Source organism: Halomonas sp. Y3 (genome assembly GCF_024137965.1).
Taxonomy (GTDB): Bacteria; Pseudomonadota; Gammaproteobacteria; order Pseudomonadales; family Halomonadaceae; genus Halomonas; species Halomonas mongoliensis.
Map to the genome: position 1 here is coordinate 3,260,860 of NZ_CP099975.1, position 16,396 is coordinate 3,277,255.

Genomic DNA, 16,396 nt, shown 5'->3' on the forward strand with positions numbered 1-16,396 from the left:
CAAAAAATCAGACCTCCAATTGCGAGAAGTGATGTTCCAAAAAATCCAGGCACACGCGAATTTTGGCCGAATTGGCAGCTCGAGTTGAATAAATTGCCCAAACATCTGCACTCTGACTGTAGTCGCTTAGTACTCGTACCAAGCTATTTTGCTTCAAAAGTGGTCCAACGTCCCACATGGAGCGTAGCAGGATGCCGCGGCCGTGCAATGCCCACTGCAGCACTATCTCGCCGTTATTTGAGGACAAGGGACCGCTGACACGAATACTCTGGGTGCGGTCGCCACACTCCAGGTCCCAGATACCGAAAGGGTTATTGCGTTCTTTGATGACGAGGCAATCGTGCTCAGTCAAATCATCCAGTGTAACCGGTGTCCCGCACCGCTCCAGATACCTGGGTGCTGCACAGAGCACGCGCTGATTCGAGATAAGATGGCGACTGATATGCTGGCCGGGCAAGTCGTCGCCCACTCGGATTTCCAGATCGAAGTCCTCTCCCACGATATCAACCACCCTATCAAACACCTCAAAGCGGATCTCCAATTCTGGAAACTGCTGCGCTAGTCCAGCGATGGCGGGTGCTACATGGTTGCGTCCAAACCCAAAACTGCTGCAGATACGCAGCAAACCGCGCGGGCTCTGGCGTGCATCGGACAGATCATCGAACAGGGTATGCATATCGTCCAGAATCTGCACCGCAGCACGTTCGGCCAGTTTCCCGTCATCTGTCAGCGCACAACGCCGGCTGGTTCGGTGAAACAGGCTAGTATTCAATACCTTCTCAAGAAGCCTTATGCGCTTGCTGACATAGGCAGGTGACACACCCAGCTCATCGGCTGCAGCCGTAAAGCTCTGTTTCCGAATGACAATCAGAAATACACGAAGGTCTTCCGGAAGCGGCCATTGTTTACGAATCGTGTTCACAGACATCACACCAAGCAGGTTACCTTCACGTAACGTAAATAATAGCATTGCTAGTGACAGATCCTGAAGCGACTCCTCAATTGATACCCAAAACGAAAAAAGTCCTCGTCGCCGAAGCCGATACAAGGGCTGCCCATGAGAACCAAAAGAGATGCTCCATGACCAGAAATACAACTACAATATCATCGCCCTCAGCTCGTACATTAACAGCACATCCCAATGGGGATGACAATACATCTAGCCATCTTGCCGCCCGGATCGGCTTCTATCTCGGACCGATCCTGTTAATTGCGTGCTTGGTGATTCCCCCACCCACGGGCATGCCCGTCTCCGCTTGGTCGACCGTGGGCATAACGTTACTGATCGCCACTTGGTGGTCGACCGAGGCTATCCCGATACCCATCACTTCCTTACTGCCCATCCTGTTGATTCCAACATTGGGTATCGGCGAAATCAGCGATGCCACCGCCCCCTACGCCAACCCGATCATCTATCTTTTCCTAGGCGGCTTCATAGTCGGCCTCGCAATGGAGCGCTGGAACCTGCACAGGCGCATCGCGCTCAACACGCTTATGCTGGTTGGTAGTTCCCCTTCGCAACAGATAGCCGGCTTTATGTTGTCCACGGCATTTCTCAGCATGTGGGTCAGCAACACAGCAACCACAATTATGATGTTGCCAATCGGCATGTCCGTGATCCACCTGTTTAATCGTGATGGAGACGACTCGGACAATGCTGAACGTACGCGCTTTGCTACTGCTCTGCTGCTGAGCATCGCTTATGCAGCAAGCATCGGCGGCGTTGCAACCCTGATCGGCACACCACCGAACGCGATGCTTGCGGGTTTTCTACAAGCGAATTACGACGTCTCTATCGGCTTCGGACAGTGGATGCTGTTGGGTATTCCGGTCGCGGCGACAATGCTTCTTTTCACGTGGTGGTGGTTGACTCGGCGCAGCTTTAAATTCCATAACGGGAACAGCCATGAACTGATTCGTGCAGAAATAGAAACGTTAGGTCCCTGGTCTAAGGCTGAAAAACTGGTCTTGGTGGTCTTTGCACTCACAGCACTTGGCTGGATCTTCAGGACGTTCATCACAAGCTACCTACCCGGTATCAACGACACTAGTATTGCTCTGATAGGCGCATTATCTCTATTTCTGATTCCGGTCGATACCAAGCAGCGCATCTTCCTGATGTGCTGGCAAGACGCCGTCAAGCTTCCTTGGGGGGTGCTGCTGCTATTTGGCGGGGGCCTGTCGCTGGCCGCAGCTATTCAGTCAACCGGGCTAGCCGAGTGGATCGCAAATAGCATCGGATCGCTTGGCACCTTACCACTACTGGGAATGATCGCACTGGTAGCGCTGGTCATTATCTTCCTGACCGAGGTTACCTCCAACACTGCAACGGCAGCCGCCTTTCTGCCGCTTCTTGCGGCGGTCGCCGTATCCCAAGGTTTCTCTGTGGAAATGATTGCCATACCCGCTGCAATAGCCGCCAGCTGCGCCTTTATGTTACCGGTCGCGACACCGCCTAATGCGATCGTCTTCAGCACTGGGCACATGCGGATACAGTCCATGGTAGCCACCGGATTTGGGCTAAATATCGTCGGTATCATGCTGATAACTATGCTAAGCTACTTCATTGTAGGTGCAATCTGGGCTTCCTAAACATTGCCCCCCCAACTTCATCACAACTTCACCAGGAGAAGTAACGATGTCTTCTAATCTTTGTCAGTTATTCCCCGGCTTCGAAATACAACATGTCGAGGTCGAGCCACAGATCTACATCAACGCTATCGTCGGCGGCAGCGGCCCAGCGCTACTATTATTACACGGCCATCCCCAGACACTTGCGATCTGGCACAAGGTAGCACCAACACTAGCCGAACATTTCACCGTGGTTGCGGCCGACCTTCGTGGTTACGGAGATTCATCGAAGCCAGTTGGCTTACCGGATCACTCGAACTACTCGAAACGGGTGATGGCACAAGATCAATTGACGTTAATGCGCCACTTGGGATTCGAAAGCTTCGACCTACTAGCACATGACCGCGGAGCTCGGGTGGCACACCGACTAGCTGTTGATCACCCGCAAGCAGTGTCACGACTGATCCTGCTCGATATCGCGCCGACACTTGCCATGTATCAGCAGACCAGCGATACGTTCGCTCGGGCCTACTGGCACTGGTTCTTTCTGATTCAGCCCGCATCGCTGCCCGAGCGTCTTATCGAAGCCGACCCCACAGCCTATATCATCGACGTGATGGGCCGGCGTAGTGCCGGTCTTGAGCCGTTCGATCCGCGAGCACTCGACGAATACCGGCGCTGCTTCGCGCTTGAGGGTACTGCTCACGGTGTCTGCGAGGATTATCGAGCCTCAGCAGGCATTGACATTGAACATGAACAGAATGATATCGATGCCGACCGACGGATCACAGCACCTTTGCTCGTGATGTGGGGCGAAAACGGCGTGATCCAGAAGTGCTTCAGACCACTTGAGGAGTGGCAGAAGCTGGCCGACAAGCTTGAAGGTGAGCCCCTTCCCTGCGGGCACTATATCGCCGAGGAAGCACCCGAGGCGCTACTCGCCAAGGTTCTACCCTTTCTGCTGGAGGTGGACGCATGAAACCGAAGACGCTGTATCGTAAAATAGTCGACTCACATACGGTTGCAGCATTGGACGAGCACAATCTTCTACTGTTCTGCGATCTACATCTCATGAACGAATACACCAGCCCGCAAGCCTTTGCGGGGCTGTACGAGCAGGACCGCGAAGTATCGATGCCGGGGCAGAACGTGGCCGTCGTGAGCCATATCATTCCCACGCATCCGACCCGGATTCGTGTTATCGAAGACACCGCATCGGCACTTCAGGCATCGAACCTGAAGAAAAACTGCGACCATTTCCATATTCCCCTGTTCGACACGAACGATGCCCTTCAAGGCATCGAACATGTGGTGGCTCCAGAGCACGGGATGATTCGTCCCGGCATGGTCGTAATCTGCGGAGACAGTCACACTACGACATATGGCGCGCTAGGAGCCTTGGGCTTCGGCATAGGAACCACTGAAGTGGAGCACGTACTGGCGACGCAAACGCTGGTCTACCGGCTCGCCAAGGACATGCGCATACGCATCGACGGAACCCTCCCCTCGGGTACGACGGCCAAGGATCTAGTACTCGCGGTAATCGGTCACATCGGAGCCCAGGGTGCTCGTGGCTACGTGGTCGAATACTACGGTACTGCCATTGATGCGTTATCGATCGAGGCACGTTTCACGCTGTGCAACATGACGCTCGAAGCCGGGGCCCGCGGCGCACTCGTGGCTCCCGATCAAAAGGCGATAGACTACGTGATGGCCCGCGCACCGGACATCACATCTGAGCATCATGACGCAGCGCTGGCGGCATGGCAGGACCTGCATTCCGACCCAGGTTGTACATTCGATGCCGAGTACCAGTTCGATGCCAGTGACGTCTCCCCTCAGGTAACTTGGGGTACCAGCCCCGACCAAGTGGTCGCCATCGACGAGCGCATCCCTGAGCTAGATGAACTCCCTGAGGGACCGGCGCGGAGAAGCGCCGAAAGGGCGTTCCACTACACTAGGTTGCAGGCGGGAGCTGCCTTGGAAGGCACTCCTGTTCAGCACGTTTTTATCGGCTCCTGCACCAACGGTCGGATCGAGGACCTACGTGCCGCTGCCAGCATCGTGCACAAGCGCCACGTCGCTCCGGGCGTCCGTGCGATGGTGGTACCCGGTTCCGGGGCCGTGAAAGCTCAAGCGGAAGCCGAAGGCCTCGATCGGATCTTTACGCAGGCAGGCTTCGAGTGGCGCAATTCCGGCTGTTCGATGTGCCTGGCAATGAATGACGATGTTTTAACCGAAGGCACACGCTGCGCTTCGACGACGAATCGCAACTTCGAGGGACGCCAGGGACGAGGTGCCATCACCCATCTAATGAGCCCGGCAATGGCGGCTGCAGCCGCTGTGGCTGGATACCTTACCGACGTACGTCGACTGGAGATCCTGCAATGACTGAGCATACTCGCATCAAGGGACGCTCTGCGTCGCTTCGCATAGAGAATCTCGACACGGACCAGATCATGCCCAAGCAGTTCCTCCGTGGCATTGACAAGTCAGGTCTGAAGGAGGGTTTGCTTTACGACCTTCGTTTCGACGCTCAGGGACAGGCACGTTCTGATTTTGTGCTCAACCAACCTTCATATGTCGGCGCATCAATTCTGATCGGTGGCTCCAACTTCGGCTGTGGATCAAGCCGCGAGCACGCGGTCTGGGGCCTCCAGCAGTTCGGCATTCGAGCCGTGATCGCTTCAAGTTTTGCCGAAATTTTCTACTCCAATGCAATGAACAACCGGTTGTTGCTGGTGACCTTGCCGCCAGAGAAAATCGCCCAGTTGATGGACGATGCCGATGCCCCCTCCAGGAATACGGTCGAGATCGACATCAAGGAGCAAAGCCTTACGAGCTATAGCGTTCAGGCTAATTTTGAACTGATGCCGCGTCACCTCAAAATGTTTCTTGAAGGTCTGGACAGTATCGGGCTTTCGTTGACCTATCAAAACGATATCTCAAAGTTCGCTGACCAACATTGGACTCACCAGCCCTGGTTGCGTGACGTGGCGGCAATCACTCATCGTCGTCTCTGAATCTTTAGAGTAAGAACTGGGTAATATAGTGAATCTGGCTGCCTGTTTTTTGAACAAACCGTGTCTCTGGTCTTCCCCCCCAGTGTCAGGATGACTGTCGTGCCCTCTGATACCCTGTTCCTATAAACCGATCAGGGGGCGAAAGGAGACACTCATGCCTCGTTACTCAGAGGAGCGCCGGCAAGCCGTGGTCACCAAGCTGCTGCCTCCCCACAACCTGATCTTACCCAGCATTGGTGGACACCGATCTAAGCGATCATTCGGGCCTCGAAGACCTCTGGGCTGATCATCCCAATCGCACTGTGCCGGCGCTGCCGGTTGTAGTCCAGTTCAATGTACTCGAACACCTGCCGTCGCATGGACTCCCGCGTTTCGAATCGCTCACCATGGATGGCCTCGACCTTGAGGCTGTGAAAGAAGCTCTCGGCACAGGCATTGTCGTAGCAGTTACCCTTGGCGCTCATGCTGCACTGGAGCTCGTAGCGGGTCAGCAGCGACTGATACAGCGTCGAACAATACTGGCTGCCGCGATCGGAGTGAACGATCACGCCCTTGGGCATCTTGCGGCTCCACAGGGCCATCTGCAGGGCATCACCCACCAGGTCGGCGGTCATCCGCTCGCTCATTGCCCAGCCGATGACCTTGCGCGAGTACAAGTCGATCAGCACCGCTAGATAGAGCCAGCCTTCACCCGTCGCGAGGTAGGTGATGTCGCCAACCCATTTTTGGTTGGGTGCCTCCGCAGCAAAGTCCTGTTTCAGGAGGTTAGGCGCCACGGGCAGCCCATGCCGTGAGTTCGTGGTGGCCTTGTACTTACGAGCCGCCTTGGCCCGCAGATTCTGGCGCCGAAGGCTTGCCGCCACGGTATTGCGGCAGATGGCGACCCCGGCATCGTTCAGGTCGTGGGTCAGCCTGGGGGCGCCTGAGCGCCCCTTTTTCTGCTGAAAGGCCAGTGCCACACGCTGGTCGGTGATGACCTGCTGGCGGCGCCGCGGTGACGGTTTGCCATCGCGCTGTCGCCAAGCGTAGTAGCCGCTACGTGCCACACCGAGGACAGCGCACATTCGCTGGATACTGAATGCCTGATGGTGCTGCTGGATGAAGGCGTACTTCACTTCAGGCTCTTCGCAAAGTACACCGCGGCCTTTTTTGTTATGGCCAGTTCCTCTGACATTTCAGCGAGTTGCCGCTTCAGCCGGGCGTTTTCATCAGCCAGTGATTGCTCGCGCTCGGAGGTGTTCTTCTTCTGTTGGGCCTTGGCGCGCCACTGATAGAGTTGGCTGGGCTGCAGGCCCAGCTCACGGGCGGCAGCGGCAGTGCCCACTCGGTCAGCGAGGGCAAGAGCTTCCTCGCGGTAGGCGTCGGAGTAACGGGCACGGGTCTTCTTCATCGGGGTAGCTTGCTTGGCCATGGGTCACCTCGTTGAGTGTACTACCTTAACGGGGTGTCCACTGTTGCTGGGCAAGGTCAGTTGAACTAAACCGCTTCGCGGTAGCTGTCGTCGAATCCTGTCTCTCGCTTTACCGAACCACACTGTTCATTGACCCCCGAGGGTCACTGAACAGGAGTGACGACGATGACTGCCTTACGACAGGCGATGATTGAGGCCATGCGTCAGCATGGCTTCGCACAACGCACCCAGCATACCTACCTGATGGTGATCACTGACCTGGCGCGCTATTTCCACCGACCGCCAGACACGTTGAGCCCTGACGACCTGCAGCGCTTCTTCAACCACCTGGTTCAGGAGCGCGGTTTGTCAGCCGCCAGCTGCCGCGTCTATCTGCACGGCGTGCGATTCCTGTACCTCCACGTGTTGCACTGGCCGTCGGTTGAGGTATCGCCCGTGGTGCCGAAGACACCGCAACGGATTCCGGAATTGCTGACTCGCGACGACGTCCGGCGGATCCTGGCCGCGTGCCAAAACCCCAAGCATCGCATGATGCTCGAACTGTGCTATGGCTGCGGGTTGCGCGTGAGTGAGGTCTGCCACCTGCGGGTCCGGGACATCGACAGCCAGCGTGGCCAGCTACGTGTCACCCAGGGCAAGGGCGCGAAGGATCGCATGGTCTTGCTATCGGTGACCCTGCTCGATCGCCTGCGTGATTACTGGCGTGCCTACCGGCCGCCGACTTGGCTGTTTCCGAGCGCGCTGTTCCCGGATCGCGCGCTGCATCCGAGCGCGCCGCAGAAGGCCTTTACCCAGGCCAAGCGCCAGGCTGGTATAGAACGGGTCGGTGGCATTCACAGCCTGCGCCATGCCTACGCCACGCATGTCCTGGAGCAGGGTATGCCCGTCCATCAGCTTCAACGGTTGCTGGGCCACCGAAGCGTCCAGTCGACGATGCGCTACCTGCACTGGCTGCCGGGCCAGCAGGGGATGAGTCAGGGCCCCATCGACCTGGTGGCCGGCCTGGAGGTGGCCCATGACTGAGACAGCCACCCTCCAACAGGCCCTGGCTCGCTTTTTCAATCCGGCCGGCCTGGATCGTCAGCGCCAACGCGTATGCCGCTATCTACTCGCCTGTCGCACCGAGGCGATGGGCGGGACGGTCTTGCAGTGTACGGACTGCGACCACACCCAGCCGCACTACTTTGGCTGTCGCGATCGCCACTGCCCGCAGTGTCAAGGCCGCGCCATGCATCAGTGGGCCGAGCGTCAGCAGGCGAACATCCTGCCGGTGCGCTACTACCACGTCGTGTTCACCCTGCCGCACAGCCTCAACGGCTGGGTCCAGCTTCACCCCGAGGTGATTTACCGACTGCTGTTCCAGAGTGCCTGGCACACCCTCCGATCCTTCGGTCGCGATCCCAAGCGTCTCGGCGGCGAGATGGGCATGAGCGCCGTGCTTCACACCTGGGGCCAGAACCTGAGCCAGCACGTGCACCTGCATTGCCTGGTCCCGGGCGGTGCGCTGGGCGACGATGGCGGCTGGCATGGGGCTCGCAGCCATTATCTGTTCCCGGTCCGAGCCCTGTCGCGCCACTTTCGCGGGCACCTGGTCAGTGGGCTGCGTCAGGCCGCCACGGCTGGCGAACTCCACCGAGTCACCCGGCCCGGTGACGTCGATGACCAGCTCAACGCCCTGATGGTCACCGAGTGGGTGGTTTACAGCAAGGACTGTCTCGAACACACCGACACGGTGGTGCGCTACCTGGCGCGCTACACGCGACGGATCGCTATCAGCAACGCCCGCATCCTCGCGGTGGACGACCGCCAGGTGACCCTGCGCTACAAGGACTACCGCGACCGTGATCGGCGGAAACAGCTCGTCCTCGATGGCGAGGAGTTCGTGCGCCGCTTCCTGCTCCACGTCCTACCCAAGGGGCTGATGCGGGTACGTCACTACGGCTTTCTGGCCAATCGTTGCCGGCGACGACGCCTGGCACAGATCCGCCAAGCGCTGGCAGTCGCTGAGGTGACGCCGGATGCCGATTCTGCCGCCAGCGACCCGGAGCCGACCTACACCTGCCCGCACTGCCAGCAACCGACACTGCGGGTGATCGGGACCCTCGCCCCGCGCAGACCCACATGTGGCCGACCACCGAACCACAGGGAGCAACGTTATCGAGCATGAAGTAACGCCATAACCCACAACGGACTCGACTATCCGGCCCGCTCGCGGGTTGCGGCGGCGCTCGTCTCGGTGATGGATGTTGGCGAGCAGGCGCGCTACATTGGGGCAAATTGGCCCCAGAGGGAACGGTGATCATGGTCAACATCACGGCTCGAACGCGTCACCACAGGTCTGTATCTGCGCGACCGGATGCCCCACCGGATGCCCCAGGCCGCACTCCGAAGAATACAATACCCTATAGAAGCTGCAGAGCAGCCTGATGGGCGGCTTAGTCCAACAGGCATTTATACGCCATGCTCCGCACGGCGAAGAAATGCTGAACAGTTATGCACCTATCTCGACTCCAAACTTCTTTACCCTGAGCTTATTAAGCTCACTCTCTGACGCAATTTTTTTAAGTGCTTCAGTTACTCTATTTGCGATTTCTTTCTGCTGATCACTGGCGTTGCCAAATTGACCAAATTTCAAACAAGTATAAATATAGGATGAAAGATGTTCGCCCTTTTCATTTTTGAATAACTGGTAGTATTCGTCAATTGACGTATTGGCAAGCACCTCTTCATCTTCCTGGCTCCATCCGTTCTTGCCTGCGATTCTTTTCAATACGTCAGCAGCACTTTCCACTGCCACCTACGCTTGATACATACCATTGAACTTGTTGACAATCTCTTCATCTCTGATATCACCGAAAAAATTAATCTCCCTCATGTTAAAAAGCTCCTTTTCGGCTTTACGTTGCTGGATATAGAAATCAATAATTTCTGAAGCTTTGCCCTCTTCACCAAGCTCTCTAAACAGCCTCACCGTTCCATTTAGGTTAGTTGGCGTTATATTTCTGACATTTTTCTTAAAGCTTTCATATAGTTTTGCAATCACTTCTTCTTCGTTGTCATCAAAGCTATCATGGTACAACTTCCAAGTTTCACTAAATGAACCTTCAGACTTTGATGCTCGTATTTTCTCGTTTTTCTTTGAGGCCTCATTTTTAAACTTTTCTTCTTCGATATATCCAGTTTTCACAGCTTCGGCAAGAACGAGATCTAGCTCATCAGTGCGCTGATATTCATAGCTACTAACCAAATTCTTCCATAGTTTTTTCTCTTCATCTTCTTCTTTTTCTTCACCTAGCCTCCATATGTCGTAACCTAGATTCGTTACAAATTCTAATGGAGGCGCCCCATCATTTGCGCAGTAGCAGCACCAAGAAAAAAGAGTCAATGAATGACGAACCTGATGTTCTATTTCTGGTTCATAATCAGCGCACAACGGAAGAACGATATTAACAAGCTGTTCAATTTTCTTCAGAACTCGAATATTTTTTATATCTAGCTTCTGAGTAAGCTCTGCGAGCTTTTCTCCGCTCTCGGCATCAGTATTGGTAACGTCCCGGGAAGAGGTGTAATTCAGACGGGAGGATGAGGTCACCATGGGCCTTCGATAAAGTTGCAAGTCGCCAAACACGCAACCAACCGAAGGAACCCCACGATGACCAACAAGAGCATGGCACTGACGGAGCTGCTTGAAAAGCGAGCGGTGGCACCGGACTTCCTGCGTGAGACGCTGGCCTTCATGCTCCAGGAGCTGATGGAGCACGAGGTGGCCGAGCTGTGCGGGGCCGATCGCCACGAGCGCTCCGAGGAGCGGGTCAACCGGCGCAATGGCTACCGGGAGCGGCCGTTGGAGACGCGTATGGGCCGAGTGGATCTCAAGGTCCCCAAGCTCCGCCAGGGCAGCTACTTCCCCGGCTTCCTCGAGCCGCGGCGGATGAGCGAGCAAGCGCTCACGGCGGTGGTGCAGGAGGCCTACGTGCAGGGCATCTCCACTCGTAAGGTCGACGAGCTGGTCCAGGCCATGGGGATGACCGGGATCTCCAAGTCGCAGGTCTCCCGACTGTGCGCCTCGATCGATGAGCGCGTCCAAAGCTTCCTGGAGCGGCCGCTGGAGGGGCACTGGCCCTACGTATGGCTCGACGCGACCTATATCAAGAGTCGAGAGCACGGCCCGGTAGCGAGCCAGGCGGTGGTGGTGGCCACGGTGGTGAATCAGGACGGCTACCGTGAGGTGCTGGGCCTCTCCGCAGGTCCGGCTGAGACGGAGGGCTTCTGGACGGCGTTCCTACGCTCGCTGGTGGCCCGGGGGCTGAAGGGCACTCGCCTGGTCATCTCCGACGCTCACGAGGGGCTGAAAAAGGCGATCGCGACGGTACTGACTGGGGCGGGCTGGCAACGCTGTCGAGTGCACTTCATGCGCAACGTGCTCTCGCAGGTCCCTAAGGCCCACCAGCCAGCGATCTCGGCGGCGGTGCGCACGGCCTTTGCCCAGCCGGATCAAGCCGCAGCGACGCGCCAGTGGCGGCAGGTGGCCGACAGCCTGCGTGAGCGTTTCGCCAAGGCGGCGGACTGCATGGATAGCGCCGAGGAGGACGTGCTGGCGTTCATGGCCTTCCCGAAAGATCACTGGCCGAAGTTGGCGTCCACGAACTGCTTGGAGCGGCTGAACAAGGAGATCAAACGGCGCAGCAACGTCGTCGGGATCTTCCCCAACAACGCGTCGGTGACGCGCCTGGTCGGAGCGGTACTGCTGGAGCAGAACGATGAATGGCAAGCCCCCAGTGTCAGGATGACTGTCGTGCCCTCTGATACCCTGTTCTTGTAAACCGACCAGGGGGCGAAAGGAGACACTCATGCCTCGTTACTCAGAGGAGCGCCGGCAAGCCGTGGTCACCAAGCTGCTGCCTCCCCACAACCTCTCCCCGCAGGTGATCGCGGAGCAGGAAGGGATCTCGTTGGGCACCGTCTACAAGTGGCGCAAGGAAGCCCGTGCCGAAGGGCGCTGCCTGCCGGATGCGCTGGGCAAGGGCGCCGATGGCTGGTCGTCAAAGGACAAGTTCAACGCCGTGCTTGAAACCGCTTCGATGAACGCCCAGGAGACGGCGGAGTACTGCCGCCGCCGCGGGATCTACCCCGAGCAGCTGGAGCGGTGGCGCCATGACTGCGAACAGGCTGCCAGCCTCTCGCACTCCGAACGCCAGCGTGAAGCCGATGAGGCCAAGCAGCAGCGCAAGCGCATCAAGGCGCTGGAAAAGGAGCTCGCCCGCAAGAACGAGGCCCTGGCGGAGACCGCAGCGTTGCTGGCCCTCAGAAAAAAGGCGAGGGCGATCTGGGGGGACGAGGACGCATGATCAGCACCCCAGATCGCCAACGCGCCATCGCGCTGATCGACGAGGCCAGGGCCCAGGGAGCACGCCTGGAGACTGCTTGCCGCGAGCTGGGCATCACCGCCCGAACGTACCAGCGCTGGACGCGCGGCGGAACGCTGCACGAGGACCAGCGCCCTTTGGTCGACCGGCCGGTGCCGGCTAATGCGCTGACACCGGCCGAAGAACAGGAAATCCTCGATGTGTGCCACCGCCCCGAGTACGCCAGCCTGCCGCCAGAGCAGATCGTGGTGCGCTTGTTCGATGAGGAGCAGCGCTACCTGGCCTCACCCTCGTCATTCTACCGGGTGATGCGCAAGCACCGCGAAATGGTGCACCGGGGCCGTGCCAAGCCACCTCAACGCCGCGCCAAGCCCACGACCTACCAGGCCACTGCGCCGAACCAGGTGTGGTCGTGGGATTGCACGTGGTTGGGCGGCCCGATCAAGGGGCAGCACTACTACCTGGTCATGATGGTCGACATCTTCAGCCGCAAGGTCACCGGCTGGGAGGTGTTCCTGGCCGAGTCGGCCCACAACTCCCGCACCGTGCTGGAGCGTGCCGTGCTGGCAGAACGGATCATTGACCAGCCGCTGGTGCTTCACGCGGACAACGGCAGCCCCTTCAAGGGCGCCACGCTGCTGGAGAAGCTGCATGAGCTCGGCATCACGCCCTCCTTCAGCCGACCGCGGGTCAGCAATGACAATCCCTACTCGGAGGCGCTGTTCCGCACCTGCAAGTACCGGCCCTGTTACCCCATACACGGGTTCGCCACGCTTAGCGACGCGCAAGAGTGGGTGGCCGGCTTCGTCCAATGGTACAACCACGAGCATCGCCACAGCGGGATCCGCCTGGTGACGCCGGCACAGCGCCATGCGGGCGAAGACAAGGCAGTGCTGGCCAAGCGCCACGTCATCAATCAGGCGGCGCGTGATGCCAATCCCGCTCGCTGGAGCGGCAAGACCCGCAACTGGACGCCGATCGGCACCGTGTCACTCAACCCGGAGCGGGAGCTCCAGGTCTCCGTCATCGAACCAGAAAAGCAGGTGGCGTGAATGACCTCAGAGGCGACAGATTCCTTGACAACTACCGCAAGTCAGCCGCCGGTACCTGAGCCTGGAGAGCCTGGCCCCGGTGCTCAAGGAGCCGACTGAGGCAGGCGCCGAACAATTGATTCACGAGGAGGCGGCGTAACAGTCAGCGAAGGCCGCGGTGGCCTCACCCGCTGTTACACCACTTGACGGGACACTACCTCAGTATTGAAGGCTATTTCAGCACTTTCAAAGGAAGTAGGATCAAACCTTAACTCAATATCGATTACTTTTTCCCTGTACTTTGTATAATCTTCTAAACCTTCCTCCTTGTCGTTCAAAAGCAATACAATCTTGCACTTTTTTTGCTCCTTTAGTTGTGACACTAACCCAAGCGCATCTTTCATCGACAAGCTTGCGCCTCTGCGTTCCAAATCATCAATGCATATCAGGGACTGATTTAGTGAGAGAAACGATATTGATTCAATTGCTGGTGTAAAGCTTTTCAACATCGACGCACCTTTAAACCAGCCTAGTGATTTTCGACCAAGGACTTCTAAAAGCCCCGTTGTATTGTTCTTGAATGTCTCAATATTAGCCTCTGTGCCAATCATTTCTCTTTTTATCGCATACTCGAATATCGTGTACTTGAACGCATCGAGTGAATTTATTCCGAATAGAGAGACATAAGAATATCGTTCGAGAGCAATGTTATTTGAGTTTTTTTCATCCAGCAAGAACTTGTTCCAACTATAAGTTTTCCCTACGCCCCATACCCCTTTGATAGCAAGCACTTCTGGCTTATCATTAGAAAGAAACTTTTGTATTTGTGACTTAACTATTTCGATGGACATGGCTAGATTCTTTTATGCAGCAGTTATATTATGTAGCATGCTAGATACCCCCAATGAACGTGCTCGCTGCCTTTCCGGCATGGCCGCTTTGGGTCGATAGCCGCCCTTCGCCCGATAAATCGGGCTCCTACAAGCCCCTTCGGTAATGGCGGAGCTGGTTTGAAATCAGTCATCCGCTGACTCCCCGGTAGAACACCAGACAGCCCGCGATATCCCCGATATTTTCCTTAGGCTGCTCATAACTCCACGCCACATCCTGGTGCTCGCCAAAGGAGAAGTAGGAGGCATCGCCCTTGAAGGGGCAGTGGGTCAGGGTGTCGGAGGGGGTCAGCAGGTCCATGCGCACGTCGTCGCGGGGCAGGTACTGCCGCGGCGGGTAGCCGCGTTCGCGCAGCTCGATGGCGCGGGTGGTGTCGGCCAGGACGGTGCCGTCGATGACGACCCGCACCCGGCGGGCGTGCGGGTGCAGGGTGATGCGGGGCTCGGGGGCATCGTCCATGATCATTCCCTGTGTGCTTTTTCTGATACGTCCACAGGGTAGCAGCCAGGGACGCAAATTTCCCTTCGCCCTTGGTGGCCAGAGGCCGGGCCCAGACTCTCCTCACGAGCCGGCGGCTGGCTGCTCCTCTTCCGCCTCGAGGGGGTCCTCCAGGGGCTCGCCCTCCTCGTCCAGGAGCTGGTGGTCGTAGGCCGCTTGGAGGCCGCTCTCCTCCTCGGCGGCCTCTTCCTCCTCCGCCTGGGCGATGGCGCCCGGGTAGAAGGGCGAGAGGATGGCCACCAGGATGCCCAGCGCGGCGAACATGGCGAAGGCATCGGCATAGCCGAAGCCCTCCACCAGGCTACCGACCACCGGCGAGCCGGTCGCCTGCCCGAGCGATACCGCCATGAAGGGCAGCACCGGCCCCACGGAAAGGCGGCCGGGCAGAAGGCGGATGCCGGTCATCAGGTAGAGCCCCGTCAGGCTCATGTAGGCCAGGCCGAAGACCAGCGCCGAGAAGGCCGTCAGCAGCGGCTGGTCGGGGCTGGCCGCGAGCAGGGCGAGGCTCGCCGAGAGCATCATCAGCATCAGGGCCTGGGTGATGGGCGGGTTGTTGCGATCGGCCAGGTCGGCCACCACCGCCCCGCCGAGGCCGGCCACACCCACCGCGAGCCACAGCCAGGCGGTGGCGCTGGCGGGCAGGCCGCCGAGGCTCACCACCAGGTCGGGCGCGAAGATCCAGTAGGCGGCGGAGACGAAGCCCATCAGGAAGGCGAAGAGCGAAAGCCGGACCAGCCGCGACCAGGGCAGCTCGTCGAGGGGCGGCGGTTCGGCTGCGTTGGCGGGCACGATCCGCGAGACCGAGGGCAGGAAGAGCCAGGCGGCGACCACGCCAAGGCCGGCCAGCACGGCGAAGGAGAGGTAGGCGAGGCGCCAGGCGCCAACCATGAAGAGCACCGTGGGCACCGCCACGATCACGCCGATGCTGGTGCCGGCATTCATCACCGAGCTGACCCGCCCGTGCAGCGAACGCCTGACGATCGCCTGCATGGCCGCCGTGAGCGCCGGCATCATCAGGCCGGTGCAGATCCCGCAGGCGAAGACCCCGGCGCCCAGCATCAGCGGGCCGCTGGCCTGGCTGATCAGCCAAAGCCCACCGGCGCCGAAGCCGCCGGAGAGCACCGCCGCGTAGCGGGCGCCAAGGTGGCGGGTGACGAGCGGCGCGACCGCCGTGGCCAGCAGGAAGCTGATCAGCGGCAGAGAACCGATGATGCCGATCACGTAGGAGGAAAGGCCCAGCTCCTCGCGGATCGGTGGCACGAAGAGCCCGAAGGCGAAGCGGGCGAGGCCGAAGCTGATCGCGATCAGTGCGGCCCCGAGTAGCGCGAATCCCGTGCTGGAAAGCCTCATCCTGCGTCCTCCGCCAGACTGCCACGAAGTGGTGGGTCGTAACCGGCGTCCGGTCGCCGCCCCTGGGTGCGCGATGGCGTGTCGGCACTCCCCCAGCGTGGAGCAGCATGGCGATATCGACAACCGTCGCGCTGTCACACGCGGAAATCTCACGCCGGCAACACCGCGGCGCCACCATGGCCACCTGCCCCCGTGCCTGAGTCCTGGCCGCGGCTTGTCGCGCCGCTGGCGAGCTGGCATCGTCGAGAGGCTGTC

At 58.6% G+C, this 16,396-nt stretch carries 14 protein-coding genes and 1 pseudogene; 8 read left to right on the forward strand and 7 right to left on the reverse strand.

Going from position 1 to position 16,396, the window contains the following annotated elements; all coding sequences use genetic code 11:
- Window positions 1-7: 7 nt before the first annotated feature.
- Entirely contained in the window at window positions 8-970 is a 963-nt protein-coding gene (locus tag NHL60_RS15375) for a LysR substrate-binding domain-containing protein (protein ID WP_253445323.1), read from the reverse strand.
- Between the two features lie 110 nt (window positions 971-1,080).
- Here NHL60_RS15375 and NHL60_RS15380 point away from each other — a divergent pair, with 110 nt between their 5' ends.
- From NHL60_RS15380 to leuD, 4 genes are read left to right on the forward strand one after another with little or no spacing between them, the layout of a single operon-like run.
- The gene (locus NHL60_RS15380; RefSeq protein WP_253445326.1) at window positions 1,081-2,592 is read left to right on the forward strand and encodes a DASS family sodium-coupled anion symporter; all 1,512 of its coding nucleotides are present in this window, start codon (window positions 1,081-1,083) and stop codon (window positions 2,590-2,592) included.
- Between the two features lie 46 nt (window positions 2,593-2,638).
- Entirely contained in the window at window positions 2,639-3,550 is a 912-nt protein-coding gene (locus NHL60_RS15385; protein ID WP_253445328.1) for an alpha/beta fold hydrolase, read from the forward strand.
- Window positions 3,547-4,962, forward strand: a complete 1,416-nt coding sequence (gene leuC / locus NHL60_RS15390; protein WP_253445331.1) for a 3-isopropylmalate dehydratase large subunit — start codon at window positions 3,547-3,549, stop codon at window positions 4,960-4,962. Before NHL60_RS15385 ends, leuC begins: the two co-directional genes overlap by 4 nt.
- On the forward strand, window positions 4,959-5,594 hold the full coding sequence (gene leuD, locus NHL60_RS15395; RefSeq protein ID WP_253445334.1) for a 3-isopropylmalate dehydratase small subunit: 636 nt from the start codon (window positions 4,959-4,961) through the stop codon (window positions 5,592-5,594). Before leuC ends, leuD begins: the two co-directional genes overlap by 4 nt.
- Window positions 5,595-5,842: 248 nt before the next feature.
- On the opposite strand, the gene NHL60_RS15400 is transcribed toward leuD, so the two are convergent.
- A protein-coding gene (locus NHL60_RS15400; protein WP_253445337.1) for an IS3 family transposase occupies window positions 5,843-7,005 on the reverse strand; the annotation gives its coding sequence in 2 pieces (ribosomal slippage) (window positions 5,843-6,747 and window positions 6,747-7,005; 1,164 coding nt in all).
- A gap of 165 nt (window positions 7,006-7,170) precedes the next feature.
- Between NHL60_RS15400 and NHL60_RS15405 the strand changes: the two genes are divergently transcribed.
- On the forward strand, window positions 7,171-8,028 hold the full coding sequence (locus NHL60_RS15405) for a site-specific integrase (RefSeq protein ID WP_253443977.1): 858 nt from the start codon (window positions 7,171-7,173) through the stop codon (window positions 8,026-8,028).
- Window positions 8,021-9,172: an IS91 family transposase gene (locus NHL60_RS15410; protein ID WP_253445340.1), complete on the forward strand. Its 1,152-nt coding sequence runs from the start codon at window positions 8,021-8,023 to the stop codon at window positions 9,170-9,172. Before NHL60_RS15405 ends, NHL60_RS15410 begins: the two co-directional genes overlap by 8 nt.
- 324 nt (window positions 9,173-9,496) lie before the next feature.
- On the opposite strand, the gene NHL60_RS15415 is transcribed toward NHL60_RS15410, so the two are convergent.
- Entirely contained in the window at window positions 9,497-9,802 is a 306-nt protein-coding gene (locus NHL60_RS15415) for a hypothetical protein (RefSeq protein ID WP_253445343.1), read from the reverse strand.
- Entirely contained in the window at window positions 9,803-10,600 is a 798-nt protein-coding gene (locus NHL60_RS15420; RefSeq protein ID WP_253445346.1) for a hypothetical protein, read from the reverse strand. It abuts the gene before it with no gap.
- Between the two features lie 57 nt (window positions 10,601-10,657).
- Between NHL60_RS15420 and NHL60_RS15425 the strand changes: the two are divergent.
- Together NHL60_RS15425 and NHL60_RS15430 are read left to right on the forward strand one after the other, a co-directional pair.
- A pseudogene (locus tag NHL60_RS15425) lies at window positions 10,658-11,773 on the forward strand (IS256 family transposase); the annotation flags it as partial.
- A gap of 82 nt (window positions 11,774-11,855) precedes the next feature.
- Window positions 11,856-13,423, forward strand: a protein-coding gene (locus NHL60_RS15430) for an IS3 family transposase (RefSeq protein WP_253445349.1) whose coding sequence is annotated in 2 segments (ribosomal slippage) — window positions 11,856-12,321 and window positions 12,321-13,423 — 1,569 coding nt in all. Because the reading frame shifts where the segments join, the coding sequence is not laid out codon by codon here.
- Window positions 13,424-13,596: 173 nt separating this feature from the next.
- On the opposite strand, the gene NHL60_RS15435 is transcribed toward NHL60_RS15430, so the two are convergent.
- The 3 genes from NHL60_RS15435 to NHL60_RS15445 form a co-directional block, all read right to left on the reverse strand.
- The gene (locus tag NHL60_RS15435) at window positions 13,597-14,253 is read right to left on the reverse strand and encodes a hypothetical protein (protein WP_253445352.1); all 657 of its coding nucleotides are present in this window, start codon (window positions 14,251-14,253) and stop codon (window positions 13,597-13,599) included.
- Between the two features lie 169 nt (window positions 14,254-14,422).
- Complete coding sequence (locus tag NHL60_RS15440; protein WP_367399334.1) at window positions 14,423-14,752, reverse strand: DUF427 domain-containing protein; 330 nt, start codon at window positions 14,750-14,752, stop codon at window positions 14,423-14,425.
- A 102-nt stretch (window positions 14,753-14,854) separates the two neighbouring features.
- Window positions 14,855-16,141: an MFS transporter gene (locus NHL60_RS15445; RefSeq protein ID WP_253445357.1), complete on the reverse strand. Its 1,287-nt coding sequence runs from the start codon at window positions 16,139-16,141 to the stop codon at window positions 14,855-14,857.
- Between the last annotated feature and the right edge of the window lie 255 nt (window positions 16,142-16,396).